Annotated in this window: 19 protein-coding genes and 1 tRNA gene; 6 read left to right on the top strand and 14 right to left on the bottom strand. The window is 71.6% G+C overall.

All coding sequences use genetic code 11. The annotated features are described in order from the left end of the window. Positions 1 to 67 precede the first annotated feature (67 nt). Positions 68 to 1,492, top strand: a complete 1,425-nt coding sequence (locus ABZ945_RS14535; protein ID WP_361268364.1) for an alpha/beta fold hydrolase — start codon at positions 68 to 70, stop codon at positions 1,490 to 1,492. Between the two features lie 13 nt (positions 1,493 to 1,505). Here the strand turns inward: ABZ945_RS14535 and ABZ945_RS14530 are convergent, their stop codons facing one another. Further along, positions 1,506 to 2,159, bottom strand: coding sequence for a response regulator (locus ABZ945_RS14530; RefSeq protein WP_248637580.1), 654 nt, complete (start codon positions 2,157 to 2,159; stop codon positions 1,506 to 1,508). Positions 2,160 to 2,260: 101 nt separating this feature from the next. Between ABZ945_RS14530 and ABZ945_RS14525 the strand changes: the two genes are divergently transcribed. Continuing rightward, positions 2,261 to 2,333: transfer RNA gene (locus ABZ945_RS14525), tRNA-Leu, on the top strand. Positions 2,334 to 2,442: 109 nt separating this feature from the next. Then, positions 2,443 to 3,231 (top strand): helix-turn-helix domain-containing protein, encoded by a 789-nt coding sequence (locus ABZ945_RS14520; protein WP_361268361.1) that lies wholly within the window; start codon positions 2,443 to 2,445, stop codon positions 3,229 to 3,231. A gap of 37 nt (positions 3,232 to 3,268) precedes the next feature. On the opposite strand, the gene pyk is transcribed toward ABZ945_RS14520, so the two are convergent. Beyond that, positions 3,269 to 4,696, bottom strand: coding sequence for a pyruvate kinase (gene pyk, locus ABZ945_RS14515; RefSeq protein ID WP_361268358.1), 1,428 nt, complete (start codon positions 4,694 to 4,696; stop codon positions 3,269 to 3,271). Positions 4,697 to 4,841: 145 nt separating this feature from the next. Beyond that, positions 4,842 to 5,555 (bottom strand): SIMPL domain-containing protein, encoded by a 714-nt coding sequence (locus tag ABZ945_RS14510; protein ID WP_361268355.1) that lies wholly within the window; start codon positions 5,553 to 5,555, stop codon positions 4,842 to 4,844. A 121-nt stretch (positions 5,556 to 5,676) separates the two neighbouring features. On the opposite strand from ABZ945_RS14510, the gene ABZ945_RS14505 reads away from it, so the two are divergent. Then, positions 5,677 to 7,500, top strand: a complete 1,824-nt coding sequence (locus tag ABZ945_RS14505; RefSeq protein WP_361268352.1) for a 5'-nucleotidase C-terminal domain-containing protein — start codon at positions 5,677 to 5,679, stop codon at positions 7,498 to 7,500. Between the two features lie 96 nt (positions 7,501 to 7,596). Here ABZ945_RS14505 and ABZ945_RS14500 read toward each other — a convergent pair whose 3' ends face one another. The 5 genes from ABZ945_RS14500 to ABZ945_RS14480 all read right to left on the bottom strand — a co-directional run bounded on the left by ABZ945_RS14500 (position 7,597) and on the right by ABZ945_RS14480 (position 13,996). Next, a complete protein-coding gene (locus tag ABZ945_RS14500) occupies positions 7,597 to 9,015 on the bottom strand; it encodes a SidA/IucD/PvdA family monooxygenase (RefSeq protein WP_361268349.1) in 1,419 nt (472 codons plus the stop codon). 274 nt (positions 9,016 to 9,289) lie between these two features. Beyond that, positions 9,290 to 11,797, bottom strand: coding sequence for an aminopeptidase N (gene pepN, locus ABZ945_RS14495; RefSeq protein ID WP_361268346.1), 2,508 nt, complete (start codon positions 11,795 to 11,797; stop codon positions 9,290 to 9,292). Positions 11,798 to 12,014: 217 nt separating this feature from the next. Continuing rightward, a complete protein-coding gene (locus tag ABZ945_RS14490) occupies positions 12,015 to 12,512 on the bottom strand; it encodes an SRPBCC family protein (RefSeq protein ID WP_361268343.1) in 498 nt (165 codons plus the stop codon). Positions 12,513 to 12,701: 189 nt separating this feature from the next. Further along, positions 12,702 to 13,097: a chorismate mutase gene (locus tag ABZ945_RS14485; RefSeq protein ID WP_361268340.1), complete on the bottom strand. Its 396-nt coding sequence runs from the start codon at positions 13,095 to 13,097 to the stop codon at positions 12,702 to 12,704. An 11-nt stretch (positions 13,098 to 13,108) separates the two neighbouring features. After that, complete coding sequence (locus ABZ945_RS14480) at positions 13,109 to 13,996, bottom strand: AraC family transcriptional regulator (RefSeq protein ID WP_361268337.1); 888 nt, start codon at positions 13,994 to 13,996, stop codon at positions 13,109 to 13,111. A gap of 185 nt (positions 13,997 to 14,181) precedes the next feature. Here ABZ945_RS14480 and ABZ945_RS14475 point away from each other — a divergent pair, with 185 nt between their 5' ends. Continuing rightward, on the top strand, positions 14,182 to 15,990 hold the full coding sequence (locus tag ABZ945_RS14475; RefSeq protein WP_361268335.1) for a beta-galactosidase family protein: 1,809 nt from the start codon (positions 14,182 to 14,184) through the stop codon (positions 15,988 to 15,990). A 172-nt stretch (positions 15,991 to 16,162) separates the two neighbouring features. Here the strand turns inward: ABZ945_RS14475 and ABZ945_RS14470 are convergent, their stop codons facing one another. After that, a complete protein-coding gene (locus ABZ945_RS14470; RefSeq protein WP_361268332.1) occupies positions 16,163 to 16,936 on the bottom strand; it encodes a serine protease in 774 nt (257 codons plus the stop codon). A 288-nt stretch (positions 16,937 to 17,224) separates the two neighbouring features. Here ABZ945_RS14470 and ABZ945_RS14465 point away from each other — a divergent pair, with 288 nt between their 5' ends. Continuing rightward, positions 17,225 to 18,172, top strand: coding sequence for a hypothetical protein (locus tag ABZ945_RS14465; protein ID WP_361268329.1), 948 nt, complete (start codon positions 17,225 to 17,227; stop codon positions 18,170 to 18,172). A gap of 73 nt (positions 18,173 to 18,245) precedes the next feature. Here the strand turns inward: ABZ945_RS14465 and ABZ945_RS14460 are convergent, their stop codons facing one another. The 5 genes from ABZ945_RS14460 to gltB form a co-directional block, all read right to left on the bottom strand. Further along, complete coding sequence (locus ABZ945_RS14460) at positions 18,246 to 18,668, bottom strand: ribonuclease domain-containing protein (protein WP_361268326.1); 423 nt, start codon at positions 18,666 to 18,668, stop codon at positions 18,246 to 18,248. 192 nt (positions 18,669 to 18,860) lie between these two features. After that, the gene (locus ABZ945_RS14455; RefSeq protein ID WP_361268323.1) at positions 18,861 to 19,358 is read right to left on the bottom strand and encodes a hypothetical protein; all 498 of its coding nucleotides are present in this window, start codon (positions 19,356 to 19,358) and stop codon (positions 18,861 to 18,863) included. Between the two features lie 165 nt (positions 19,359 to 19,523). Continuing rightward, entirely contained in the window at positions 19,524 to 20,252 is a 729-nt protein-coding gene (locus ABZ945_RS14450) for a VWA domain-containing protein (RefSeq protein WP_361268320.1), read from the bottom strand. Between the two features lie 219 nt (positions 20,253 to 20,471). Continuing rightward, positions 20,472 to 21,932 carry a glutamate synthase subunit beta gene (locus tag ABZ945_RS14445; RefSeq protein WP_361268317.1) on the bottom strand — a complete coding sequence of 487 codons (1,461 nt, stop codon included), beginning with the start codon at positions 21,930 to 21,932 and terminating at the stop codon, positions 20,472 to 20,474. Next, positions 21,925 to 26,490 (bottom strand): glutamate synthase large subunit, encoded by a 4,566-nt coding sequence (gltB, locus tag ABZ945_RS14440; protein WP_361268314.1) that lies wholly within the window; start codon positions 26,488 to 26,490, stop codon positions 21,925 to 21,927. Before gltB ends, ABZ945_RS14445 begins: the two co-directional genes overlap by 8 nt. Between the last annotated feature and the right edge of the window lie 44 nt (positions 26,491 to 26,534).

Below are 26,534 nucleotides of genomic sequence, written 5' to 3'. Positions count from 1 at the left end.
CCGGTACGCGCCCTCCCCCGCAACCCGCCCGGGCCGCCCCCACCCGGGCCCGGAAGGGCACCCACCCATGACACCCCCCACGACCCCCACGGACGCCGGCCACCCCACCCGCCGCAGCGTCCTCACCGGCCTCGCCGCCGGCGCCGCCACCCTCCCCGTACTCAGCGGCTGCACCACCCACCCCGCCGCGAGCGCCCAACCCACCGGCTCCCCCAGCGGCAGCACCAGCCCCGGCACCGCCGACCAGAACGCCGCCCCCGGCGCCATGCGGCTCTTCGACAACCCCGACTACAACTTCCAAGCCCTCTTCGCCCTCGGCGCCGCCGGACAAGGCTCCACCGAAGTCGGCGAAACCCTCACCGCCGTCAACACCATCAACCAGGCCGGCGCCAGCAGCCAGACCTTCACCGACACCTTCCGCACCTGGGGAAAACGCCTCGCCGACCAAGCCGACCAAGCCGGCGGCGACAAAGAACCCCAGACCCAGAACGCCCGCGCCCTACGCTCCGCCGCCTGCTACGAACAAGCCCTCTACTTCGTCCTCGGCACCGACCAACCCGACGACGAACAAGCCCTCTACCAAGCTGGCCGCGACTCCTTCGACACCTTCGCCCGCACCTGCACCCCACCCGCGCAGACCGCCACCCTCCCCTACGGCGGCAAGCGCATGCCGCTATGGTTCTTCCGCCCCCAAGGCGCCACCGGCCGCCGCCCCACCGTCATCCTCACTAACGGCAGCGACGGCCAGAACGTCGACATGTGGACCTACGGCGTCGCCGAAGCCCTCCGCCGCGACTGGAACGCCCTCGTCTACGACGGCCCCGGCCAAGGCCAGCTCCTCTTCGTCGACCAGCTCCCCTTCACCCCCCGCTGGGAACAGGTCGTCACCCCCCTCGTCGACTGGCTCACCGCCCGCGACGACGTCGACCCCGACCGCATCGCCCTCACCGGCTTCAGCCTCGGCGGCGTCCTCGCCCCCCGCGCCGCCGCCTACGAACCACGCCTCGCCGCCGTCGTCGCCGGCCCCGGCGTCGTCACCCCCTGGAGCGCCTTCCCACCCCAGATCCGCGAAGTCCTCGCCCCCACCAAGGAAGAAACCAACCAGATCTGGAACGACGACGTCGCCCCCCGGATCCCGCAGGCCGACCGCTTCACCCTCAACAAACGCTTCGAGCCCTACGACGCCGCCGTCATGCGCGCCGCACGCCAAGGCAAACTCTTCACCGACTTCTGGACCCCCGCCCGCGTCCTGGTCGGCATGGACATCACCAAGGTGGCCGGCCGCATCCAGTGCCCCGCCCTGATCATCGACTTCCAGGACGACCAGTTCTTCCCCGGCCAGGCCCGCGCCCTCTACGACCTCGTCACCAGCAAGAAGCAGTACGTGGAGATGACCCGCGAACAGGGCGCCCAGCTCCACTGCTCCCCCATGGCGCCCCAGTACTACTGCGAGACCGTCTTCGACTGGCTCGACACCACCGTGCGGGCCTGACCCGCCGGCGCGGTCACTGCCCCTTCGCGGCCTTCTTCTCCTCCGCGTCCTCGATGACCGCCTCCGCCACCTGCTGCATCGACATCCGCCGATCCATCGACGTCTTCTGGATCCACCGGAACGCCGCCGGCTCCGTCAACCCGTACTGCGTCTGCAGAATGCTCTTCGCCCGGTCCACCAGCTTCCGCGTCTCCAGCCGCTGCGAGAGGTCCGCGACCTCCTGCTCCAGCGCCCGCAGCTCCGCGAACCGCGACACCGCCATCTCGATCGCCGGCACCACGTCGCTCTTGCTGAACGGCTTCACCAGATACGCCATCGCCCCCGCGTCCCGCGCCCGCTCCACCAGGTCCCGCTGCGAGAACGCGGTCAGCATCAGCACCGGCGCGATCGACTCCCCCGCGATGCGCTCCGCCGCGGAGATACCGTCCAGGACGGGCATCTTCACATCCAGGATCACCAGGTCAGGGCGGAGCTCCTGCGCCAGCTCCACCGCCCGCGCCCCGTCCCCGGCCTCCCCGACGACGGTGTAGCCCTCCTCCTCCAGCATCTCCTTGAGGTCCAGCCGGATGAGCGCTTCGTCCTCGGCGATGACGACTCGCGTCGTCTGCGGCGGGACGTGCGACGTCTCGTCCTCGGCGGGGGGCTGGGGCGACTCGGGCGCGGTCACGGGGGCTCCTCATGTCACGGCAGATACAGCTGTCATGAGCCTACCTAGCTCCTGTATGTTTGAGTCACAGCGGGTATCCGCTAACCTTCCTTTTGAAGGAAGCCCCGGTAGTCCAGCGGTAGAGACACGGTGCTCAAACCACCGACAGCGTCGGTTCGAATCCGACTCGGGGCACTTGACCTTGGATTCCAAGGAACCCACTCAGCTGGCAGTGCTTCACTCGTTCGAACGATCGACACCCGTTCGGCCGCGCCAGTGGCGACGTTCTCGCCAGGCTCGCCCCATGGAACAGCACAGCCCTTCGATTCGCGCCCGTGCGCTGTCGCTCATGCGGGATGGCGTGCCCAACCGCCTCGTAGCGGAGCAGTTGAATGTCCCGCGAGGGACGGTCGGCTGGTGGCGCAGCGAGGACCGCAAGGCGCGCGGTGAGGCGTACGCGCCGCCGTCCGCCTCACATGACTGCCCCTCCTGCACGAGTAATCCGCTCGACGCCACTGCATACGCCTATCTGCTCGGCCTCTATCTCGGCGACGGCCACATCATCGCCAAGCCGGCGCAGTACCGTCTGTCGATCTACTGCAACGCAGCGCAGACCGGACTTGTCGATGCCGCCGAACAGGCGATGCGCGCGGTGATGCAGCGACCGACCATCCACCGCCGGGAACGACTCGGATGCGCCGAAGTTCAATCCTCCAGCCGCCACTGGCTCTGCCTCTTCGCTCAGCACGGCCCCGGCAAGAAGCACGAGCGGCACATCATCCTCGATGAATGGCAGCAGGTCGTCGTGGACGACCATCCCTGGGAGTTCGTCCGCGGTCTGGTCCACTCCGACGGGTGCCGGACCATGAACTGGACGACCAGGCTCATCGGCGGGGAGCGGAAGCGCTACGAGTACCCGCGGTACTTCTTCACCAATGTCTCGGCGGACATCCGGCGGCTGTTCACGGACACCCTCGACCGGCTCGGGGTCGAGTGGACGCACTGCACCCGGAACGGGCAGCCGTACAACATCTCCGTCGCCCGACGGGCCTCCGTCGCGTTGATGGACGCGCACGTCGGGCCGAAGCACTGAGCGGGGTCGCCGCTCACGGCTTCGAGGGGGCGGGGGCTCAGGTGAGGCTCTCGCCGATGTGGTGGACGCGGACCAGGTTGGTGGAGCCGGAGACGCCGGGCGGGGAGCCGGCGGTGATGATGACGACGTCACCCGGGCGGCAGCGGCCGATGGACTGGAGGTGCTCGTCGACCTGCGCGGCCATCGCGTCGGTGGAGTCCACGTGCGGGCCGAGGAAGGTCTCGACGCCCCAGGTCAGGGTGAGCTGCGCGTGGGTGGCCGGGTCGGGGGTGAAGGCGAGCAGCGGGATGGGTGAGCGGTAGCGGCTGAGGCGTTTGGCGGTGTCGCCGGACTGGGTGAAGGCGACGAGGTACTGGGCGCCCAGGAAGTCGCCGATCTCGGCGGCGGCGCGGGCGACGGCGCCGCCCTGGGTGCGGGGCTTGTTGCGTTCGTTGAGGGGTGGGAGTCCCTTGGCGAGGACGTCTTCCTCGGCCGCTTGGACGATCCGGCTCATGGTGCGGACGGTCTCGGTGGGGTGGCGGCCGACGCTGGTCTCGCCGGAGAGCATCACGGCGTCGGTGCCGTCGATGATCGCGTTGGCGACGTCGGAGGCTTCGGCGCGGGTGGGGCGGGAGTTGTCGATCATCGAGTCGAGCATCTGGGTGGCGACGATGACCGGTTTGGCGTTGCGCTTGGCGAGTTTGATGGCGCGCTTTTGGACGATGGGGACGTGTTCGAGGGGCATTTCGACGCCGAGGTCGCCGCGGGCGACCATGATTCCGTCGAACGCGGCGACGATGGCGTCGATGTTCTCGACGGCTTGGGGTTTTTCGACTTTGGCGATGACGGGGAGGCGGTGGCCTTCCTCGTCCATGATGCGGTGGACGTCGTGGATGTCGTCGCCGGTGCGGACGAAGGAGAGGGCGATGATGTCGGCGCCGGTGCGCAGGGCCCAGCGGAGGTCTTGGGTGTCCTTGTCGGAGAGGGCGGGGACGGAGACGGCGACGCCGGGGAGGTTGAGGCCTTTGTGGTCGGAGACCATGCCGCCTTCGATGACGGTGGTGGTGACCTCGGGGCCGTTGACGGCGGTGACTTCGAGGGTGACGCGGCCGTCGTCGACGAGGATGCGTTCGCCGGTGGTGACGTCGGTGGCGAGGCCGTCGTAGGTGGTGGAGCAGGTGTGGCGGGTGCCGTTGACGGGTTCGGTGGTGATGGTGAAGGTGTCGCCGCGTTCGAGGAGTACGGGGCCTTCGAGGAAGCGGCCGAGGCGGATCTTCGGGCCTTGAAGGTCGGCGAGGACGCCGACGCTGCGGCCGGTTTCCTCGGCGGCTTTGCGGACGTGGTGGTAGCGCTGTTCGTGTTCGGCGTAGCTGCCGTGGCTGAGGTTGAAGCGGGCGACGTCCATTCCGGCTTCGATCAGGGTTTTGATCTGCTCGTATGTGTCGGTGGCGGGGCCCAGGGTGCAGACGATTTTGGCTCGGCGCATGGGTCGAGCCTAGGGCTTACCGATGGGTAGGTATTTGGGTTGAGGTGACTGTTCAACCGCCGTTGGGATAGGGCTTTTTGACAAGTGTTGAAGTGGGCGGGATGGCGCTCTGATGAGCGGCCGAGAGAGCTTTCCGAGGGGTTTTTCAGAGGCGGGGCGGGTGGAGGGTGAAGCGGGCGTTGACCTGTGCGGTGACGGTCTGGCGCTGGGGTTCGAGGTCGAGGGGCGGGGCGGTGTCCTCGGCGGAGGCGGCGCCGGCGAAGGCCATGCGGGCGCTGCCAGGGAAGGGGGCGGGGTAGGGGGTGGGGGCTTCGGCGCCGATGTCGGCGAGTTCGACGAGGGCGGCGATGTCGGTGCCGAGGGCTTCGGCGTATTCGCGGGCGCGCTGGACGGCGTCGTGGACGGCGCGGGTGCGGGCCTGGCGGTGGGCGGGTGAGTCGGGGCGCAGGGCCCACCAGGGTCCGCCGACCTGGGTGAGGTCGTGGTCGGCGAGGCGGGTGGTGAGTTCGCCGAGGGCGGTGAAGTCGGTGAGTTCGGCGGTGAGGTGGACGCGGCCGTGGTAGGAGCGGATGCGTTCGGCGCGGCCGTGGCGGGTGAGTTCGGGGGTGATGGACAGGGCGCTGGTTTCGAGGGCGGTGACGGCTTCGCCATAGCTCTTGATGAGGTCGAGGACGGTGGTGTTGCGGCGGGTGAGGTCGTCGAGGGCGGTGCGGCGGTCGGTGCCGCGTGCGGTGACGGTGATGTCGAGGCGGGCGATTTCGGGGTCGACTTCGAGGTGGGCTTCGCCGCGTACGGCGATGCGGGGTGCGGTGGGGGTGCCGTAGGGGAGGTCGGGGGTGGGCTGGGGGGTGGTGGTCATGGGGGCTCCTGGGGGGTGGCGGGGGTGGGTTGGGGGGTGTTGCGGGTGGCGTGTCTGCGTCAGAATCTACGCGCGTTGTCGCAGCACTGTTCGTGTGTGTGTTCGTGTGAAGGGGATCGGCATGGGGCTTGACCGCAGGGCGTTTCTGGAGAGGTCGGCGGCGGCCGGCGCGGGTGCGGCGCTGGCGGGTGGCGCGGTGGCCGGCGAGGCGGTCGCGGCGCCGTCGGCCGGGGCGGCGCGGCACGGCGGCCGGCCGGGGCGCGAGCGGAGGTACGCGTTCACGGTCATGGGCACCACCGATCTGCACGGCAATGTCTTCAACTGGGACTATTTCACGGACCGGGAGTTCGACGACAAGGCGCACAACGATGTGGGTCTGGCGAAGATCTCGACGCTGGTGAAGCGGGTGCGGCGGGAGCGGGGGCGGCGGAACACGCTGCTGATCGACGCGGGTGACACGATTCAGGGCACCCAGTTGTCGTACTACTACGCGAAGGTGGACCCGATCACGGCCCGCCGTGGTCCGGTGCATCCGATGGCGCAGGCGATGAACGCGATCGGCTATGACGCGGCGGCGCTGGGGAACCACGAGTTCAACTACGGCATTCCGGTGCTGCGGAAGTTTGAGGAGCAGTGCGACTTTCCGCTGCTGGGGGCGAACGCGCTGGATGCGAGGACGCTGCGGCCGGCGTTCGCGCCGTACAGCATGCACCGGTTGCGGACGCCGTTCGGCCGTGATGTACGGGTGGCGGTGCTGGGGTTGACCAATCCGGGGATCGCGATCTGGGACAAGGCGAATGTGAGCGGGAAGATGGTGTTCCCGGGTCTGGAGGAGCAGGCGGCGAAGTGGGTGCCGCGCCTTCGGTCGATGGGTGCGGATGTGGTGGTCGTGTCGGCGCATTCGGGGTCGAGCGGGACGTCCTCGTACGGGGACCAGTTGCCGTATGTGGAGAACGCGGCGGCGCTGGTGGCGCGGCAGGTGCCGGGGATCGACGCGATCCTGGTGGGGCACGCGCACACGGAGATCCCGGAGTACCGGGTGGCGAACGAGCAGACCGGCCGTGAGGTGGTGTTGTCGGAGCCGTTGAAGTGGGGGCAGCGGTTGACGCTGTTCGACATCGAGGTGGTGTGGTCGCGGGGGCGGTGGACCGTGGAGCGGGTGGGCGCCGAGGTGCTGAACTCCAACACGGTGGAGGAGGATCGGGCGATCACCCGGCTGCTCGGGGACGAGCACCGCAAGGTGGTGGCGTATGTCAACCAGGTGATCGGGACGTCGACCGCGGCGATGTCGACGGCGGATGCGCCGTGGAAGGACGAGCCGATCATCGATCTGATCAACCATGTCCAGACGGAGACGGTGAAGGCGGCGCTGGCGGGCGGGGAGTTCGCTTCCCTCCCCGTGCTGTCGCAGGCCTCGTGCTTCTCGCGGACGGCGGGCATACCGGCCGGTCAGGTGACGATCAAGGACGCGGCGGGGCTGTATCCGTTCGAGAACACCCTGGAGGCGCGGGTGCTGACCGGGGCGCAGTTGAAGGAGTATCTGGAGTTCTCGGCGCGGTATTACGTGCGGACGCCGGCGGGTGGACCGGTGGACACGGCGAAGCTGACGAACGCGGACGGCATCCCGGACTACAACTACGACGCGGTGTCGGGGCTGACGTATGAGGTGGACATCGCGAAGCCGGCGGGTGAGCGGATCGCGAAGCTGGCCTTCGAGGGGAAGCCGGTGGATCCGGCGGCGCGGTTCGTGCTGGCGGTGAACAACTACCGGGCGTCGGGTGGTGGGGCGTTCCCGCATGTGGCGTCGGCGAAGCAGGTGTGGTCGAACTCGGAGGAGATCCGGAACACGATCATCCAGTGGGTGCGGGCGAAGGGGACGGTGGATCCGGCCTCGTTCGCGTCGGTGGGCTGGCGGCTGACCCGGGACGGGGTGCCGGTGTTCTGACGTCTGTCGTCGGCCGGGCCGGTGGCCCCGTCTCGCCCGTGGTCAGGGTGGGGCGGGGCCGTCGGCGTTCCCGGGGCCCGGGATGGTGTGGTCGGGTCAGCGCAGGGGGGTGAGTGGGGGGTGGGCGGGGGTGGGCTGGCCGGGGATGGCGGGGGTGGGGTGGGGGGTGAGGCCGAAGGTGGTGAAGGCGGTGCGGCGCGGCAGGGGGTAGGGCTCTTTGCCGGTGAGGTGGTTGAGGATGGCGGCGCTGCGCCAGGCGGCGAGGCCGAGGTCGGGGGCGCCGACGCCGTGGCTGTGGGTGTCGGCGTTCTGGACGTAGGCGGAGCCGGTGACGGAGGGGTCGAGGACGAGTCGGTGGTGGGCGTCGATCCGGGGGCGGTCGCGGGCGTCGCGGCGCATATAGGGGTCGAGTCCGGCGAGGATGCGGTCGAGGGGGCGTTCGCGGTAGCCGGTGGCGAGGATGACGGCGTCGGTGGTGAGGCGGGTGCGGGTGCCTTGCTGGATGTGTTCGAGGTGGAGTTCGAGTTTGGTGGTGGCGAGGCGGCCTGCGGTGCGGACGCGGACGCCGGGGGTGAGGACGGTGCTGGGCCAGCCGCCGTCCAGGGTGCGGCGGTAGAGCTCGTCGTGGATGGCGGCGAGGGTGGTGGCGTCGGTGGCTTTGTGGAGCTGCCATTGGCGGGGGACGAGGTCGTCGCGGACGCGTTCGGGGAGTTGGTGGAAGTACTGGGTGTAGTCGGGGGTGAAGTGTTCGAGGCCGAGCTTGGAGTACTCCATGGGGGCGAAGGCCTCGGTGCGGGTGAGCCAGTGGAGGCGTTCGGCGCCGGTGGGGCGTTGGCGCAGCAGGTCGAGGAAGATCTCGGCGCCGGACTGGCCGGAGCCGATGACGGTGATGTGGCCGGCGGCGAGGAGGTGTTCGCGGTGCTGGAGGTAGTCGGCGGCGTGGATGACGGGGACGGTGGGCTGTTCGGTGAGGGGGCGCAGCGGGTCGGGGATGTGGGGTTCGGTGCCGATGCCGAGGGCGATGTTGCGGGCGTGGGTGCGGCCGAGGGCTTCGGTTTCGCCGGTGGGGCCGAGTTGGCTGTGGTCGATTTCGAAGAGGCGGCGTTCGGGGTTCCAGCGGACGGCGTCGACTTGGTGGGAGAAGTGGAGGCCGGGGAGGTGGTCGGTGACCCAGCGGCAGTAGGCGTCGTATTCGGCGCGGTGGGTGTGGAGGCGCTCGGCGAAGTAGAAGGGGTAGAGGCGTTCGCGTTGGCGGAGGTAGTTGAGGAAGGTCCAGGGGCTGGTGGGGTCGGCGAGGGTGACGAGGTCGGCGAGGAAGGGGACTTGGAGGGTGGTGCCGTCGATGAGCTGGCCGGGGTGCCAGTGGAAGGCGGGGCGCTGGTCGTAGAAGGCGGTGGCGAGGCCGCCGGGGACGCCGTGGGCGAGGGCGGCGAGGGAGAGGTTGAGGGGGCCGATGCCGATGCCGACGAGGTCGTGGGGCTGGTCGTCGGGCTGGGGGGTGGTGGGGTCGGTCATCCGGGTGCGCCTTCCACGGTGGGTGGTGGTGTGTGCGCTCAGGGTGACCGGCTGTGGGTGGGTGTGGCGGGGTGGCGGCGGATCGCTACCCGAACGGGGGACGGGGTGGGCGTGGCGGGGTGGTTCCCGTGCTATGGGGGCCGCTGCGGCTGCGTGGCCCGGGGCCGGGGGCCGTCGGATGGCGGCCGACGGCTGGGGTCGGTGGCCGGGGGCCGTCGGTTGGGGTTGCCGTGGGGGCGCCCGGGGTGGGCGCCCCCGGCGGGGCAGGCGGAGGTCAGGCGGGCTGGTTGGCCTGGCGGACCTGGAGGGCGCGGCGGAGGTCGTCGAGCCGGTCGACGAGTTGGCGGCGCAGGGCGGGGGTGAGGGTGTCGTCTCCGGTGTGGGTGGCGAGGTGCTGTTCGCCGAGGTGGAGGTGGTCGGGGGTGACGTGGTGGGCGGGGAAGGCGTGGCGGCCGGCGGCGGTGGCGATGGCGGGTCCTCGGCGCTGGGCGAGGGCGGTGGCGTCGGGGTAGTAGCGGGCGGTGTAGTCGGCGAGGAGCTCGGCCTGCTCGGGCTGCCAGAAGCCCTGGGCGGTGGCGGTGAAGAGGTAGTTGGAGAGGGTGTCGGTGTGGAACATCGCCTGCCAGGCGGCTTCCTTGGCCTCGGGGGTGGGGAGGGCGGCGCGGCAGCGGGCGGCGCCTTCCTCTCCGGTGGCGCTGGGGTCGCGGTCGAGTTCGGCGGCGATGGCCGTCTCGTCGGTGGCGCCGAGGGCGGCGAGGCGGGCGAGGATGCGCCAGCGCAGTTCGGGGTCGAGTTCGGGGCCGCCGGGGACGGTGTCCTCGTCGAGCCAGGCGGTGAGGGTGGCGGGGCCGGCGGCGTCGATGTAGTGGCGGACGGCGGTGAGGCGTAGTCCGGGGTTCTTGCCGTCCTCGGTGCGGCGGATGAGGTCGCGGGTGAGGTCGGTGAGGAGGGCGAGGGCGGCGGGCCGGTCCTCGCCGGTGAGGTACTGGTCGGTGAGCGGGCCGGTGGCAAAGGCGAGGACGCCTTGGACGAGGGCGAGGTCGGTTTCGCGGGGGAGGTGGGTGCGGGCGGTGTCGAGGTAGGCGGCGGGGGCGAGTTCGCCGTCGCGGACCATGTCGCGGGCGGTGTTCCAGACGACGGCGCGGGTGAGCGGGTCGGGGATGCCGGAGAGGGTGCGGACGGCGGTGGTCCAGGAGTCGGGGTCGAGGCGGATCTTGGCGTAGGTGGTGTCGCCGTCGTTGAGGACGATCAGGGCGGGGCGGGGGCCGGGGAGGGCGAGGGGGGTGGTGAGCGGTACGTCGGTCTCGGTGCGTTGGCGCAGGACGAGGCGGCCGGTGTCGGCGAGGTCCTGGTCGTAGAGGCCGAGGGCGACGCGGTGCGGGCGGCTGCCGTGGTGGTCGACGGTGAGGGTGGCGTCGGCCGGGTGGTGGGCGGGGGTGAGGGTGTCGACGCCGGTGGTGCGCAGCCAGGCCTGCGCCCAGGCGTGGACGTCGCGGTCGGTGGCGGTGGCGAGGTTGTCGAGGAAGTCGGCGAGGGTGGCGTTGCCGAAGCGGTGGCGGGCGAAGTGGTTGTTGATGCCGGCCAGGAACTCCTTCTCGCCCATCCAGGTGACGAGTTGGCGCAGTGCGGAGGCGCCCTTGGCGTAGGAGATGCCGTCGAAGTTGAGCAGCGCGGAGGCGGTGTCGGGGACGGCGTCGGGGTCGGGGGCGACGGGGTGGGTGGAGGGCCGCTGGTCGGCGTCGTATCCCCAGGACTTGCGGGCGACGCCGAACTCGACCCAGGTGTCGGGGTAGCGGCTGGTGGCCTCGTTGAGGGTCTGGTAGCCCATGTACTCGGCGAAGGACTCGTTGAGCCAGATGTCGTCCCACCAGCTGAGGGTGACGAGGTCGCCGAACCACATGTGGGCCATCTCGTGGGCGATGACCATGGCGCGGGTCTGGCGCTCGGTGACGGTGACGGCGGAGCGGTAGACGAACTCGTCGCGGAAGGTGACCAGGCCCGGGTTCTCCATGGCGCCGGCGTTGAACTCGGGGACGAACGCCTGGTCGTAGGAGTCGAAGGGGTAGGGCTCGTCGAACTTGCGGTGGTACTGGTCGAAGAGCCGCTTGGTGGTGTCGAGGATCTCGTCGGCGTCGGTGTCGAGGTGGGGGGCGAGGGAGCGGCGGCAGTGGATGCCGAAGGGCAGTCCGGCGTGTTCGGTGCGCACCGTGTGCCAGGGGCCGGCGGCGACGGCGAGGAGGTAGGTGGAGATCGGCGGGGTGGCGGCGGCCTGCCAGCGTCCGTCCTCACCGGTGCGGGTGGTGATGCCGTTGGCGAGGACCGTCCAGTGGTCGGGCGCGGTGACGGTGGTCTCGAAGACGGCCTTGAGGTCGGGCTGGTCGAAGGCGGCGATGACCCGCTGGACGTCGTCCAGGAAGAGCTGGGTGTAGAGGTAGGTCTCGCCGTCGCTGGGGTCGGTGAAGCGGTGCATGCCCTCGCCGGTGCGCGAGTAGTGCATGGCGGCGTCGATGCGCAGGGTGTGCTCGCCGGCGGTGAGGGTGAGTGGGAGCCGGTTGTCGTCCAGGGCCGCCGGGTCGATCGGTTCGCCGTCGAGGACGGCGGTGCGCAGGGTGGCGGGCTTCAGCTCGACGAAGGTGTCGCCGGCGGCCCGGGCCGTGAAGTGGATGGTGGTGGACGAGTCGAACACGTCGCCACCGCCGGTCACGTCGAGGTCGACGGTGTACCGGTGGACGTCCAGGAGCTGGGCACGGGTCTGCGCTTCGTCGCGCGTCAGTACGGGCATGGGGCCATGCTGCCCGATGGGATGGGTGCTCGGCACTGGGGTTGCCCGGAGAGTTTCAGCGGGGGTTTCTCCCAGCTCGCGGCCGGTTTCGCACCCCTCGGTGGTACGCGCCGGGGCGCGCGGGGACGGCCGCGCGCCGATCGTACGCCGGTCGGTTGCCGCCGAACACGGGTTGACGGCCGGGTTGACGGCAGGTTGAAGACGGGTGGCAGCCCGGTCAGCGCCGCCGGGCCAGGGCGGCTCCGGCGCGCAGCAGCCGGACGTAGGGGTTCCAGCGGGCCGGGTGCGGCAGGGCGCCGGTGCAGGTGAGCTCGACGCGGTCGAAGGCGTCCTCGATGAGGGCGTCGTGGAACCAGCGGATGGCCAGCGGCCAGCTGAGTCTTGCCGTTCCGCGAGGGGTGAGGGCGAGGGTGTGGCGCAGCACGGTGGCGCCGCCCCCGGCGGGCGTGGCGGTCAGCTCGTGGTGACCGTGGAAGCCGCTCGGGCCGGTGAACCGGAAGCTCACCCGCCGCCCCGCCTCGTACCCGGTGACCTCGTACCGGATGGGACCGTGTCCGCCCGCGGAGCCCGTGGTCAGGCCCCGGTCCAGCCGCATGCGCGGCCAGTCGCGTACCGGCCAGACCCGGTCGTCCTCGGAGGCGAGGCTGTCCACCAGGGCGCCGACCGCGTCCGGCGGCGCCTCGATCCGGCGTTCGTGGACGTTCAGCACACTCATGCCCGTCGCCTTTCCGCTGCCGGTCTCCGCTGCCGGTTTCCGCTGCCGGTCTCCGCTGCCGGGCGGAGGGTGCCCACCCGGCGTGCCCACCCGGCGTGCCCACCCGGCGTGCCCACCCGGCCGCAGCGTACCGGCGCCCCGGGCCGACCGGTCGGCCCGGGGCGGGCTCCCGCGAGGGCCGACAGGCCCCTAGTGGCCGGGGCCGGGCTCGTCCTCGGTGGTGCCCGCGATGGTCTCGTGGTGCCGGATCACCTCGGCGATGATGAAGTTGAGCAGCTTCTCGGCGAAGGCGGGGTCGAGATGGGCGCTGACGGCGAGTTCGCGGAGCCGGGCGATCTGCCGGGCCTCCCGGTCGGGGTCGGCGGGCGGCAGGTGGTGGCGGGCCTTGAGGTGGCCGACCTGTTGGGTGGCCTTGAAGCGTTCGGCCAGCATGTGGACCACGGCCGCGTCGATGTTGTCGATGCTCTGGCGCAGCCGGGTCAGCTCGGCGCGTACCGCCCGATCGTCCCCGCCCCCGTCCCCCTGCCCGTTGTCGTTCGGCTCGGCCTGGTGCCGGCTGGTCCCGTGGTTCTGGCTGGTGGTCATGGGGTGCGAGCTTAGACGTGTCCGGTGATGACCGTAGGGGGGTGTTCGGCATCCGGGACCCGTTCGCTCCAGCCGCCGGGCACGGTGTGGCCCTGCTGCTCGCGGAAGCGGACCGGCGCGGTGCCCACCCGGCGGGTGAAGAGCCGCGAGAAGTAGGCGGGGTCGTCGTAGCCGACCCGGCGGGCGACGGCCGCGACGGGCAGGTCGGTGGCGGCCAGCAGTTCCTTGGCGCGGCCGAGCCGGATGGCCAGCAGGTAGTCCTTGGGGCTGCATCCGGCGGTGCGGCGGACGGCGGTGCGCAGCTCGGCGGGGGTCATACCGTGCCGGGCGGCGTGTTCGGCGACGGTGAGCGGCTGGAAGGCGTCCCGGGCGAGGGCGTCGAGGACCGGGTCGCCGTCGGCGTTGGTGTCGGCGCGGGCGCGGCGCAGGACGACCAGGAGTTCGTGGACGGCGGCGGCGGTCTCCACCTCCAGCAGGGGGTTTCCCCGGCGGGCGGCGCGGGTGATGCGGCCGATCACGGCGCGGGCGGGGCGGGCGTCGGTGAGCGGGACGACGGGCCGGTCGGGTTCGAGGTAGCCGAGTTCGGTGTAGGTGGCGGTGGCGGGGCCGGTGAAGTTGACGAAGCCCTCGTCCCAGCCGGTGGCCGGGTCGGGGGCGTAGTGGTGGGGGACGCCGGGGGTGAGCCAGAGCAGGGCGGGCGCGGTGACGGTGGTGCGGCGGCCGTCGGGGGTGCGGTACCAGCCGCTGCCGGCGCTGATGACGACGGCCACATGGTGGTCGAGGGTGCGGGGGCCGACGGTGGGCAGGGCGCCGTGCTGGAGGCCGACGCCGAGGCACACCAGGCCCAGGCGCTGGTGCAGCGGGCTGGGCGTGAAGAAGCGCATCCAGGTGTGGTACATCGCGGCCTCCTCGTGTCCGTCCGTTCCCGCCCGCCCCGTACCCGCCTCCGTACGGCCGGATCGCGCGTCCAATCAGCGCCGATCTTTGTCCATGGACCGCCCGGCCGCCAGAGGCCGAGGGTGGATCACGGAACGCGCGGGGCGCGGTGAAGGGGTCGAGGGCCGAGGGGTCGAGGGGTGTGATCGTGGCGGTTTTCACGGTGGGTGAGCGGGACTTCCTGCTGGACGGGGAGCCGGTGCGGCTGCTGTCGGGGGCGCTGCACTACTTCCGGGTGCACGAGGATCAGTGGGGGCACCGGTTGGCGATGGTCCGCGCGATGGGGCTGAACTGCGTGGAGACGTATGTGCCGTGGAACCTGCACGAGCCGGAGCCCGGCCGCTTCCGGGACATGGGGGCGCTGGGCCGGTTCCTGGACGCGGTGGCCGAGGCGGGTCTGTGGGCGGTCGTGCGGCCCGGCCCGTACATCTGCGCCGAGTGGGAGAACGGCGGGCTGCCGCACTGGCTGACCGGGCGGCTGGGGCGGCGGGTGCGGACCGAGGACCCCGAGTACCTGGCTTGGGTGGACCGCTGGTTCGCCGCGCTGCTGCCGCAGGTGGTCCAGCGGCAGGTGGACCGGGGCGGGCCGGTGCTCATGGTGCAGGTGGAGAACGAGTACGGCAGCTACGGCTCGGACGCCGGGTATCTGCGGCATATCGCGGACCTGCTGGAGTCCTGCGGGGTCAGTGTGCCGTTGTTCACCTCCGACGGCCCGGAGGACCACATGCTGACCGGCGGTTCGGTGCCGGGGGTGCTGGCGACGGTGAACTTCGGCTCGGGGGCCCGGGAGGCCTTCGAGGTGCTGCGCCGCCACCAGCCGGCCGGGCCGCTGATGTGCATGGAGTTCTGGTGCGGCTGGTTCGCGCACTGGGGCGAGCGGGCGGCGGGGCGGGAGGCGGCGGACGCGGCGGCGGCGCTGGCGGAGGTCCTGGAGTGCGGGGCCTCGGTCAACATCTACATGGCGCACGGGGGCACCAACTTCGCGGGCTGGGCGGGGGCGAACCGGGCCGGACCGCTGCACGACGGCCCGCTGGAGCCGACGGTGACCTCGTACGACTACGACGCGCCGATCGACGAGGCGGGGCGGCCGACGGAGAAGTTCTGGGCGTTCCGGTCGGTGCTGGAGCGCTTCCGGGGCGAGGGGGCCGGACCGCTGCCGGAGCTGCCGCCTGTGCCGCCGCGACGGGCGGCGGAGGACGGGCCGCTGCGGGCGGTGGTACGGGAGTGGGCGCCGTTGCCCGAGGTGCTGGAGGTACTGGGTGACGAGGAGTGGGACGGTCCGGTTCCGCCGTCGTTCGAGGAGCTGGGGGTGGACCGGGGGCTGGTGCGGTACCGGCTGCGGGTGCCGGGCCCCCGGCAGCCGTACCCGCTGACGGTGACCGGTTTGCGGGACCGGGCGGTGGTGTACGTGGACGGGGTGCGGGCCGGGGTGCTGGCGGGCGCCGGGGCCCGGGACGAGGCGGCGCTGCCGGAGCCGGTGGCGGGTCCGGCGGAGGTGGAGCTGTGGGTGGAGTCGCTGGGCCGGGTCAACTACGGGCCCCGGCTGGGTGAGACCAAGGGCATCACGGACGGGGTACGGCACGAGCGGCAGTATCTGCACGGGGTACGGGCCCGGGGCCTGCGGCTGGACGCGTTCACCCCGGAGGCGGTGGAGAAGGTGCCGTTCGTTCCGGTGGAGCAGGACGGAGGCGCGGAACGGGGCGCTCCGGGGCTGTACCGCGCGGCCGTGGAGCTCGGTGCGGGCGGCGGAGACGGTGTGCCGGGGGACGCCTGGCTGGAACTGCCGGGCTGGGTACGCGGCTTCGTCTGGGTGAACGGCTTCTGCCTCGGTCGCTACTGGGAGGCGGGTCCGCAGAGCGCCCTCTTCCTGCCAGGACCGGTGCTCGGTGCCGGCCCGGGCGAGGTGTGGGTACTGGAACTGGAGGGCGCCGGAGCGGCGGTGCGGCTCACCGGCTGACACCCGCCGAGGAAACCCGGGAGACGCAGGGGGAAACCCCGGGAAACCCTGGGAAACCCCGGGAAACGCAGGGAAGCCGCGGGAAGCGCAGGGAAGCTGCGGGGGGGAAAGCCCAGGGAGGGGCGGCGCCGGGTGGCGCCGCCCCTCCCCGTACTACCGGATGCGGATGCCGCTACAGCGTGGCCGCGGCGGACTTGATGGCGGAGGCGAAGGTGGACACCTCGGTGTAGACACCGGGGTAGTTCGGCCGGGCGCAGCCCTGGCCCCAGCTCACGATGCCGACCTGGATCCAGGCGTTGGCGTTGTCACGCCGGAACATCGGGCCACCGGAGTCGCCCTGGCAGGTGTCGGTGCCGCCCTGGGCGTAGCCGGCGCAGATCTCCTCGGCGGGGATCAGGCTGTTGCCGTAGGACTGCTTGCAGCTGGCGTCCGAGACGAACGGGACCTGGGCCTTGAGCAGGTAGCGCTGCTGGCTGCCGCCCTCGCGGTTGGCGCCCCAGCCGGCGATGGTGAAGGTGCCGGAGTTGTACGCGGTGGTGTCGGCGATCTTCAGGGTGGGCTGGTTGATGGGCTGGGCGAGCTTGATCAGCGCCCAGTCCTTGCCGTTGCCGTTGTAGCCGGGGGCCTGGAGGACCTTGGTGGAGCGGACCTTGACGACGCTGGAGCTCTGCAGGTCCACGTTGCCGGCGGTGGCGGTGATGCTGGTGTTGTTACCGGAGCCGTTCACGCAGTGGGCGGCGGTGAGCACGATCTGCTGGGTGAGCAGGGAGCCACCACAGCCCATGGAGAGCCGGACCATGAACGGGAACTCACCCTGGGCGGCCCTCGTTCCCCCGACGACGGGAGCGGGGGCGGCGGAGGCGTTGACGGGCTGGAGGCTGACGGCGGCGAGGGCGACGGCGCCGATGACGGCACTTCTCTTGAAGGCGCGCAGGATCGACTTCACAGTGCTGCCTTTCGTGGGGGGTTGATGCCTTGTCACGCATCTCGGAGCCCCGCCGCGGTCGTTCGGGATGGCATGGGCTCGTCAAGGCGTGCCCAGGATTATGGGGAGGCCGCTCCCCCGCCCACAAGGCGGTGTTTTCAGCCAACCGCGCCCGACGGTGACCGCCCGCGACCGCCCGCGGCACGCATCCGGCTCCCACAGCGGCTCACGCGATGGCTCATACAGCGACCCGCACGGCGACTCGTACAGTGGGAAGTCGGAGCGCGGCGAACCCCCTGGGGGCTGAACGTGGCGAACGGCAGCGGCGCCGGAACAGGCGGCGGGGGCGAGGTCGTACGCGGCTACCCGCACCTGGACACCGTGCGGGCGGCGATCACGGCGCTGTACCGGCGGCTCACCCCGGAGGGCCTGTATGCCTACGCCGGCAGCGTCGTCCCGGCCGACGTGGCCTTCGCGGACGCCGACGACTGCCATCTGGGCGCTCAGCGGGTGGCGCACGCGCTGGTGCGCCAGCTGCGGCTGCCGGACGCCCGGATGATCGTCGGGTTCCGGGAGATGCGGCACGCGGCGAGTGTGGAGCTGGCCGCCGGGCCGGAGTACTTCGTCGAGTTGAACGACCGGTTCCGTACGCATCGCCGGGACATCGGTGCGGCCCTGGCGCACGAGATCACCCATGTACTGCTGCACCGGCTGGATCTCACCTTCCCCGGCACCCGCGACAACGAGATCCTCACCGACACCGTGACGACCTATCTGGGTGCGGGCTGGCTGCTGCTGGACGCCTTCCGCCAGGACGCGGTGTCCAGCCAGAAGCTGGGCTATCTGACGCCCGAGGAGTTCGGCTATGTGCTGGCCAAGCGGGCGCTGGCGTTCGGGGAGGACCCCTCGCCGTGGTTCACCAGCCCGCAGGCGTACCGGGCGTACACCGAGGGCCGGGCGCTGGCGCTGCGGGACGCCCGGCAGCCCCCGCTGACGGCGGCGGGCTGGACGGGCCGGCACCGGTACGCCAAGGAGCGCAGGCACGCCCGCGAGCACCCCGGGGCGCCGGGCGGTGCCGGTCTGCCGTACGCCTTCGAGCCGGCGGACGGCCCGGCCGGCGGTACGGATCGCGAGGCGGTGGCACTACGGGTGGTGTTCTCCTGCCCCACCTGCCACCAGCGCATCCGGGTGCCGGTACGCGGCCGGGTCCGGGCCCGCTGCGGGCTGTGCCGCACGGTGCTGGAGTGCGACACCTGAGAGCCGGGCAGGCCCGGGCACGGGGAGGGGCGGGGCCCAGCGGACCCCGCCCCTCCCTCCTCCCGGCCCCGGCTCAGCAGCCGTGGTCCACCTTGTCGAAGGACGCGTAGTGGTCGGCGGTGTAGTAGTCCTCGTCGGCGCTGCCGGTGACGATGCGCCGGGCGCCGCGGTTGTCGGCGCCCGGGGTCTTCACCGTGTACTCGTGGTAGTAGCCGGTGGACCGGCTGGGCAGGATGCCCTCGCGGTTCTGGAAGACGGTGCCGTCCTGCTGGTAGGGGTAGGGGCCGCCCGCCTCGATGAGGTCCAGGGTGTCGTGCGCCTGGCTGGGCAGCCGGCTGTGGCAGATCTCGCCGACGGCCGCCGCCTGGACGGCGGTGACGGAGCCGTAGGAGAAAGGGGCGACGGGGGCGGGCGCGGCGGCGGCCGGGCCGGCGACCAGCGCGGACAGCAGAGCGGCGGCGCCGCCGAGCAGACTGAAACGTGGGGGGATCGTCATGGACCGATGATGACGCGCGTAGACGTGTGCACGTCAACGACAGGCGGGCAACGTCCGCAGGATGTCGACCGAACGGCCACCTAGGCGGCCGGATGGTGAACGAACGAGGGGTGCCCGGCGAAGGACCATGGTCGCCCGTCACCGCGGATACCCGACACTCCCTGTCGGGTATCCGCCACCGGTTCAGGGTGATCAGAAGCCGAGGTTCGCGGCCCCCCGGTACGGGTTCCTCGCCGTGTACGGAGACACACACTCGTCACCGGCCCGGCTCCCGGTCCCCCAGCTCGGCGCCCCCACGCCCGAGGCGGCCCCCGCCGGACGGCAGATGCTGAGCGTCACCCTGCCCAGCCCGGCTGCGTTCCCGGCCCGTACCAACCGGGTCTCGGCGGTCTTGCCGCAGCCGGCGGTACGCGGGGTGGTGGCGAGCGGAACGGTGGTGCCGTTTCCGGCCACGGCGGTGACCACGGCGTACACCGGGGCCTCGTCGCAGGTCAGGTCGGCGACGGTGAGGGTGCCGCCCTCGATGGTGTTCGAGTCCGTCCAGGTGAACTGGACCCGGGCCCGGTCGCCCCAGTGGGCGCTGACCTCACCGGTGGTGGTCGTCGTGGCCCAGCCGGGCGCGGCCGGGCCGAGGGCGAGTACGGCCGCGGCGGCCGCGACGAGTCCGGCACGGTACACAGAGCGGTGCATGGGGGCTGTCTCCTGTCCAGGGGCGCACCGGACAACCCGGGGCGCAGGGGGTCGGGGAGTCGACAGCCCTACCCGCCCGCGCTACCCCGCCCACGCCCCGGCCGAGCGCCTCACACGCCCGGCCCACTCCCGTACACCACCCTCAGCAACAGCCCGACCATCAGCTCATCGGACGATCCCCCGCTCCCGGGCCGCGGCCAGCCAGTGCGGGAACTCGGCCACCAGCCGGTCGTACAGCTCGGCGTCCGGCACCCGGCGCGGGTCGGTGCCCGCGTGGAAGAAGCCGGCGTTGTCCACCGGCCGCCGCGCGGGGACGGGCAGCTCGTCCAGTCTGCGCAGGAAGTCGAACTGGCGGCTCGCCGGGTCGCCGAAGCCGATGAACTGCCAGAACAGCGGCAGCTGCGCGGCCTTGCAGACGTATGCCTCGGCCGCGGGACGGCTGGTCGGGCCGCCGTCGGTCTGGAAGACCACCAACGCGGGGGTGTGGTCGCCCCGCTCGGTGTAGTGCTCCAGATAGTGCTCGATCACCGCGTCCATCGCCAGGTGGTAGTTGGTCCGGCCCATGTGGCCCAGTCCCCTGACGATCCGCTCGATCCGCCCCTGGTGGTCATCGAGCGCGAGCTCGCTCTCGGCGTCCACCTCGGTGGAGAAGATGACCACCGGCACCCGGCCGTCGTCGTCCAGTTGGGCGGAGAGCCCCAGTACCCGGTCGGCCAGCGCCTGCACGCTGCCGTCCCGGTAGTAGGGCCTCATCGATCCCGAGAAGTCCATGACGAGGTAGACGGCAGCCTGCTGCCCCGCCAGCCCGTGCTTGCGCAGCGAGACGCCCGCCTGCCGGTAGAGCCCGGCCAGCGCGGGCGCGGTCCGTTCGATCTTCTCCAGGCTGATGGCCACGGGCCCCCCTCGCGTACGGCGGCGGGGCACGATCCCCCGGCGCGCTGGCCCGAGCGTACGCGCCCCGGCCAAAGGGTGCAGCGCCTGCCCGGGTCCGGTCGGGGACGGGGCAGGCGCTGCGTGTTCCGCACGCCGTTGTACGGGACGATGAGGGGTGGGCCGACGCGGAACGCCGCCGGCCCCGGTCAGACCGCCAAGGCGGTCAGACCACCGAGCCGCTCACACCGCCAGCGCCCGGTCCGTCGGGCGGATGGGGGCGGGCAGGGCGCTGCCGCCGGTGAGGTAGCGGTCCACGCCGCGGGCGGCGGAGCGGCCCTCGGCGATGGCCCAGACGATCAGCGACTGGCCGCGCCCGGCGTCACCGGCCACGAAGACGCCGTCCACGTTGGTGGCGAAGTCCGCGTCGCGGGCGACGTTGCCGCGCTCGTCCAGCTCCAGGCCGAACTGCTCGACCAGGCCGTTGGAGCGGTCGGTGCCGGTGAAGCCCATGGCGAGGGTGACCAGCTGGGCGGGGATACGGCGCTCGGTGTCGGGCTTCTGCTCCAGCTTGCCGTCCTTGAACTCCACCTCGGCCAGGTGCAGGGCCTGCACGTTGCCGTCCTCGTCGCCCTCGAAGTGGGTGGTGGAGACCGCGTACACGCGCTCGCCGCCCTCCTCATGGGCCGAGGTCACCTTGTAGAGCATCGGGAAGGTCGGCCAGGGCTGGCCCGCGTTCCGCTCCTCGCCCGGGCGGGGCATGATCTCCAGCTGGGTGACGGAGGCGGCGCCCTGGCGGTGGGCGGTGCCGACGCAGTCCGCGCCGGTGTCGCCGCCGCCGATGACGACCACGTGCTTGCCCTCGGCGGTGATCGGCGGGGCGATGAAGTCGCCCTCCTGCACCTTGTTGGCGAGCGGCAGGTACTCCATGGCGAAGTGGATGCCCTTGAGGTCCCGGCCGGGCACCGGCAGGTCGCGGGAGACGGTGGCGCCGGCGGCGATGACCACCGCGTCGTAGCGGCGGCGCAGCTTGGCGGCGTCGATGTCGCGGCCGATCTCCACCTCGGTGCGGAACTTGGTGCCCTCCGCGCGCATCTGTTCGATGCGCCGGTTGATGTGCACCTTCTCCATCTTGAACTCGGGGATGCCGTACCGCAGCAGTCCGCCGATGCGGTCGGCGCGCTCGAAGACGGCGACGGTGTGGCCGGCCCGGGTCAGCTGCTGGGCGGCGGCGAGTCCGGCGGGGCCGGAGCCGATGACGGCGACGGTCTTGCCGGACAGGCGCTCCGGGGGCTGCGGGGTGACGTCCCCGTTGTCCCAGGCCTTGTCGATGATGGAGACCTCGACGTTCTTGATGGTGACGGCCGGCTGGTTGATGCCCAGCACACAGGCCGACTCGCACGGCGCGGGGCAGAGCCGGCCGGTGAACTCGGGGAAGTTGTTGGTGGCGTGCAGCCGCTCGGATGCGGCGCCCCAGTCCTCGCGGTAGGCGTAGTCGTTCCACTCGGGGATGAGGTTTCCGAGCGGGCAGCCGTTGTGGCAGAACGGGATGCCGCAGTCCATGCAGCGGCCGGCCTGCTTGCTGATGATCGGCAGCAGGGAGCCGGGGACGTAGACCTCGTTCCAGTCCTTGACGCGCTCGTCCACGGGACGGGTCTGGGCGACCTCGCGCCCGGTGGTCAGGAAGCCCTTGGGGTCAGCCATTGGTCGCCGCCTCCATCATCTTCTCGGTGGTCTCCCGCTCGGAGAGACCGGCGAGCTCAGCGGCGTCCTTGGCGGCGAGCACTGCCTTGTACGTGGTGGGGATGATCTTGCTGAACCGGTCGCCCGCGCTGTCCCAGTCGGCGAGCAGCTTCTCGGCGACGGTCGAGCCGGTCTCCTCCTGGTGGCGGCGCACGACATCGTGCAGCCACTGCTTGTCGCCGTCCTCCAGGGGTTCGACGGCGCTGAGGTTGCCGGGGTTGACGTTGTCCCGGTCGAGATCGATGACATAGGCGACGCCGCCGGACATGCCGGCCGCGAAGTTGCGTCCGGTCTCGCCGAGGACGACCGCGTGGCCGCCGGTCATGTACTCGCAGCCGTGGTCGCCGACGCCCTCGGAGACCACCAGGGCGCCGGAGTTGCGGACGCAGAAGCGCTCGCCGGTGCGGCCGCGCAGGAACAGCTCGCCGCCGGTCGCCCCGTACCCGATGGTGTTGCCCGCGATGGTGGAGTACTCGGCCAGGTGGTCGGCGCCCCGGTCGGGGCGGACCACGATCCGGCCGCCGGACAGGCCCTTGCCGACGTAGTCGTTGGCGTCGCCCTCCAGCCGCAGGGTCACGCCCTTCGGCAGGAAGGCGCCGAAGGACTGGCCGGCCGAGCCGGTGAAGGTGATGTCGATGGTGTCCTGCGGCAGGCCCGCGCCGCCGAACTTCCTGGTCACCTGGTGGCCGAGCATGGTGCCGACGGTGCGGTTGATGTTGCGGATGGCGACTTGGGCGCGGACCGGCTGGGCCTGCTCGGCGCTCTCCGCGTTCAGCGCGTCGGCGGCGAGCTTGATCAGCTCGTTGTCGAGCGCCTTCTCCAGGGCGTGGTCCTGCTCCACCAGGTGGTGGCGGACGGCGCCCTCGGCCAGCTCGGGGACGTGGAAGAGCGGGGCGAGGTCGAGGCCCTGCGCCTTCCAGTGGTCCACGGCCCGGGTGGTGTCGAGGAGTTCGGCGTGGCCGACGGCCTCGTCCAGGGTGCTAAAGCCCAGCTCGGCGAGGAGTTCGCGGACCTCTTCGGCGATGTACCGGAAGAAGTTGACGATGTACTCGGCCTTGCCGGAGTAGCGCTCGCGCAGCACCGGGTTCTGGGTGGCGATGCCGACCGGGCAGGTGTCCAGGTGGCAGACGCGCATCATCACGCAGCCGGAGACGACCAGCGGCGCGGTGGCGAAGCCGAACTCCTCCGCGCCGAGCAGCGCGGCGATCACGACATCCCGGCCGGTCTTGAGCTGGCCGTCGGTCTGGACGACGATCCGGTCCCGCAGCCCGTTGAGCAGCAGGGTCTGCTGGGTCTCGGCCAGGCCCAGCTCCCAGGGGCCGCCCGCGTGCTTGAGCGAGGTCAGCGGGGACGCGCCGGTGCCGCCGTCGTGGCCGGAGATGAGCACCACGTCGGCGTGCGCCTTGGAGACGCCGGCCGCGACCGTGCCGACGCCGACCTCGGAGACCAGCTTCACATGGATGCGGGCGGCCGGGTTGGCGTTCTTCAGGTCGTGGATGAGCTGGGCGAGGTCCTCGATGGAGTAGATGTCGTGGTGCGGCGGCGGGGAGATCAGGCCGACGCCGGGGGTGGAGTGGCGGGTCTTCGCCACCCACGGGTAGACCTTGTGGCCGGGCAGCTGGCCGCCCTCGCCGGGCTTGGCGCCCTGGGCCATCTTGATCTGGATGTCGTCGGCGTTGACCAGGTATTCGCTGGTCACGCCGAAGCGGCCGGAGGCGACCTGCTTGATGGCCGAGCGGCGGGCCGGGTCGTAGAGCCGCTCCGGGTCCTCTCCGCCCTCACCGGTGTTCGACTTGCCGCCGAGCTGGTTCATGGCGATGGCGAGGGTCTCGTGCGCCTCCTGCGAGATGGAGCCGTAGCTCATCGCACCGGTGGAGAAGCGCTTGACGATCTCGGAGGCGGGCTCGACCTCGTCCAGTGGGATGGACGGGCGGTCGGAGGCGAAGCCGAACAGGCCGCGCAGGGTCATCAGCCGCTCGGACTGCTCGTTCACCCGGCCCGTGTACTGCTTGAAGATGTCGTAGCGGCCGGAGCGGGTGGCGTGCTGGAGCCGGAAGACGGTCTCCGGGTCGAACAGGTGCGGCTCGCCCTCGCGGCGCCACTGGTACTCGCCGCCGATGTCCAGGCGGCGGTGCGCGGAGGCGATGCCGGAGACCGGGTACGCCTTGGTGTGCCGGGCGGCCACCTCCTGGGCGACGACGTCCAGCCCCGCGCCGCCGATCTTGGTGGCGGTGCCGTTGAAGTACTTCTCGACGAAGGCCTCGTCCAGGCCGATGGCCTCGAAGACCTGGGCGCCGCGGTAGGAGGCGACGGTGGAGATGCCCATCTTGGACATCACCTTGAGCACGCCCTTGCCGAGCGCGTAGATCAGGTTGCGGATGGCCTGCTCGGCGGTGACGCCCTCGATGAAGGTGCCGGCCCGGACCAGGTCCTCCACGGACTCCATGGCGAGGTACGGGTTGACCGCGGCCGCGCCGTAGCCGATCAGCAGCGCGATGTGGTGGACCTCGCGCACATCGCCGGCCTCGACCAGCAGGCCCACCTGGGTGCGCTGCTTGGTACGGATGAGGTGGTGGTGGACGGCGGCGGTGAGCAGCAGCGAGGGGATGGGGGCGTGCTCGGCGTCGGAGTGCCGGTCGGAGAGCACGATGAGGCGGGCGCCGCCCTCGATGGCGTCGTCGGTCTCGGCGCAGATCTGCTCGATCCGGGCGGCCAGCGCGTCGCCGCCGCCGGAGACCCGGTAGAGCCCGGAGAGGGTGGCGGCCGTCATGCCGGGCATGTCGCCGTCGGCGTTGATGTGGATGAGCTTGGCCAGCTCGTCGTTGTCGATGACGGGGAAGGGCAGGGTGACACTACGGCAGGTGGCCGAGGTCGGCTCCAGGATGTTGCCCTGCGGGCCCAGCGAGGAGTGCAGCGAGGTGACGAGCTCCTCGCGGATGGCGTCCAGCGGCGGGTTGGTGACCTGCGCGAACAGCTGGGTGAAGTAGTCGAACAGCAGCCGGGGCCGGTCGGAGAGGGCGGCGATCGGCGAGTCGGTGCCCATGGAGCCGATCGGTTCGGCGCCGGCCCGGGCCATCGGCGCGAGCAGGACGCGCAGCTCCTCCTCGGTGTAGCCGAAGGTCTGCTGGCGGCGGGTGACCGAGGCGTGGGTGTGCACGATGTGCTCGCGCTCGGGCAGGTCGCCCAGCTCGATGATGCCGGTGTCCAGCCACTCCTGGTACGGCTGCTCGCCGGCGAGGCCGGCCTTGATCTCGTCGTCCTCGATGATCCGGTGCTCGGCGGTGTCCACCAGGAACATCCGGCCGGGCTGGAGGCGGCCCTTGCGGACCACCTTGGCGGGGTCGATGTCGAGGACGCCGACCTCGGAGGAGAGCACGACCAGGCCCTCGTCGGTGACCCAGTAGCGGCCGGGGCGCAGCCCGTTGCGGTCCAGTACGGCGCCGACCTGGACGCCGTCGGTGAAGGTGACGCAGGCGGGGCCGTCCCAGGGCTCCATCATCGTGGAGTGGTACTGGTAGAAGGCGCGCCGGGACGGGTCCATGGAGTCGTGGTTCTCCCACGCCTCGGGGACCATCATCAGCACCGAGTGCGGCAGCGAGCGCCCGCCGAGGTGCAGCAGCTCCAGCACCTCGTCGAAGGAGGCGGAGTCGGAGGCGTCCGGGGTGCAGATCGGGAAGATCCGGTCCAGCGCGCCGGTGCCGAACACCTCGGAGGCGAGCTGGGACTCGCGGGCCCGCATCCAGTTGCGGTTGCCCTTGACGGTGTTGATCTCGCCGTTGTGCGCGACGAACCGGTAGGGGTGGGCCAGCGGCCAGCTCGGGAAGGTGTTGGTGGAGAAGCGGGAGTGCACCAGGGCCACGGCGGTGGCGCAGCGGCGGTCGGAGAGGTCCGGGAAGAACGGCTCCAGCTGCCCGGTGGTGAGCATGCCCTTGTAGACGATGGTCCGCGAGGACAGCGAGGGGAAGTAGGTGGCGGCCTCGCGCTCGGCGCGCTTGCGCAGCACGAACGCCTTGCGGTCCAGCACGATCCCGCTCGACTCGCCGTCGCTGACGAACAGCTGGCGGAAGACCGGCATGGTGGCGCGGGCGGTGGCGCCGAGCAGCTCGGGCGCGACCGGCACCTCGCGCCAGCCGAGGACGGTCAGGCCCTCCTCGGCGGCGATGGCCTCGATACGGGAGACGGCGGCCGCGTTGTCGTCCGCGTCGGCCGGGAGGAAGGCGATGCCAACGGCGTACGAGCCGGCCTCGGGCAGCTCGAAACCCGCGGTCTCGCGGAGGAAGGCGTCCGGGACCTGGAACAGGATGCCCGCGCCGTCGCCGGAGTCCGCCTCCGCGCCGGTGGCGCCGCGGTGCTCCAGGTTGCGCAGTACGGTCAGCGCCTGCTCGACCAGCTCGTGGCTGGCAACGCCGGTGAGGGTGGCAACGAAGCCGACACCGCAGGCGTCCTTCTCGTTGCGGGGGTCGTACATACCCTGCGGGGCGGGGCGACCGTCCATGGGCGACCAGGCGTCGGAACGCATCGGCTCTCCCGTCGTCGTCGTGGCATACAGCGGTGCCGAAGGGA

Source organism: Streptomyces sp. NPDC046887, from assembly GCF_040644755.1.
Lineage (GTDB): Bacteria > Actinomycetota > Actinomycetes > Streptomycetales > Streptomycetaceae > Streptomyces > Streptomyces lichenis.
Note: the sequence above shows the minus strand (reverse complement) of the source record. Positions and strands in the feature narration are given on the sequence as shown.

Bases quoted from the DNA above. Each gene is read 5' to 3' on its own strand.
- ABZ945_RS14510 (WP_361268355.1), bottom strand. From the start codon at position 5,555: ATGACCACCACCCCCCAGCCCACCCCCGACCTCCCCTACGGCACCCCC.
- ABZ945_RS14535 (WP_361268364.1), top strand. From the start codon at position 68: ATGACACCCCCCACGACCCCCACGGACGCCGGCCACCCCACCCGCCGC.
- gltB (WP_361268314.1), bottom strand. From the start codon at position 26,490: ATGCGTTCCGACGCCTGGTCGCCCATGGACGGTCGCCCCGCCCCGCAG.
- ABZ945_RS14520 (WP_361268361.1), top strand. From the start codon at position 2,443: ATGGAACAGCACAGCCCTTCGATTCGCGCCCGTGCGCTGTCGCTCATG.
- ABZ945_RS14485 (WP_361268340.1), bottom strand. From the start codon at position 13,097: ATGACCACCAGCCAGAACCACGGGACCAGCCGGCACCAGGCCGAGCCG.
- ABZ945_RS14490 (WP_361268343.1), bottom strand. From the start codon at position 12,512: ATGAGTGTGCTGAACGTCCACGAACGCCGGATCGAGGCGCCGCCGGAC.
- ABZ945_RS14455 (WP_361268323.1), bottom strand. From the start codon at position 19,358: ATGCACCGCTCTGTGTACCGTGCCGGACTCGTCGCGGCCGCCGCGGCC.
- ABZ945_RS14445 (WP_361268317.1), bottom strand. From the start codon at position 21,932: ATGGCTGACCCCAAGGGCTTCCTGACCACCGGGCGCGAGGTCGCCCAG.
- ABZ945_RS14505 (WP_361268352.1), top strand. From the start codon at position 5,677: ATGGGGCTTGACCGCAGGGCGTTTCTGGAGAGGTCGGCGGCGGCCGGC.
- pepN (WP_361268346.1), bottom strand. From the start codon at position 11,797: ATGCCCGTACTGACGCGCGACGAAGCGCAGACCCGTGCCCAGCTCCTG.
- ABZ945_RS14480 (WP_361268337.1), bottom strand. From the start codon at position 13,996: ATGTACCACACCTGGATGCGCTTCTTCACGCCCAGCCCGCTGCACCAG.
- pyk (WP_361268358.1), bottom strand. From the start codon at position 4,696: ATGCGCCGAGCCAAAATCGTCTGCACCCTGGGCCCCGCCACCGACACA.
- ABZ945_RS14460 (WP_361268326.1), bottom strand. From the start codon at position 18,668: ATGACGATCCCCCCACGTTTCAGTCTGCTCGGCGGCGCCGCCGCTCTG.
- ABZ945_RS14500 (WP_361268349.1), bottom strand. From the start codon at position 9,015: ATGACCGACCCCACCACCCCCCAGCCCGACGACCAGCCCCACGACCTC.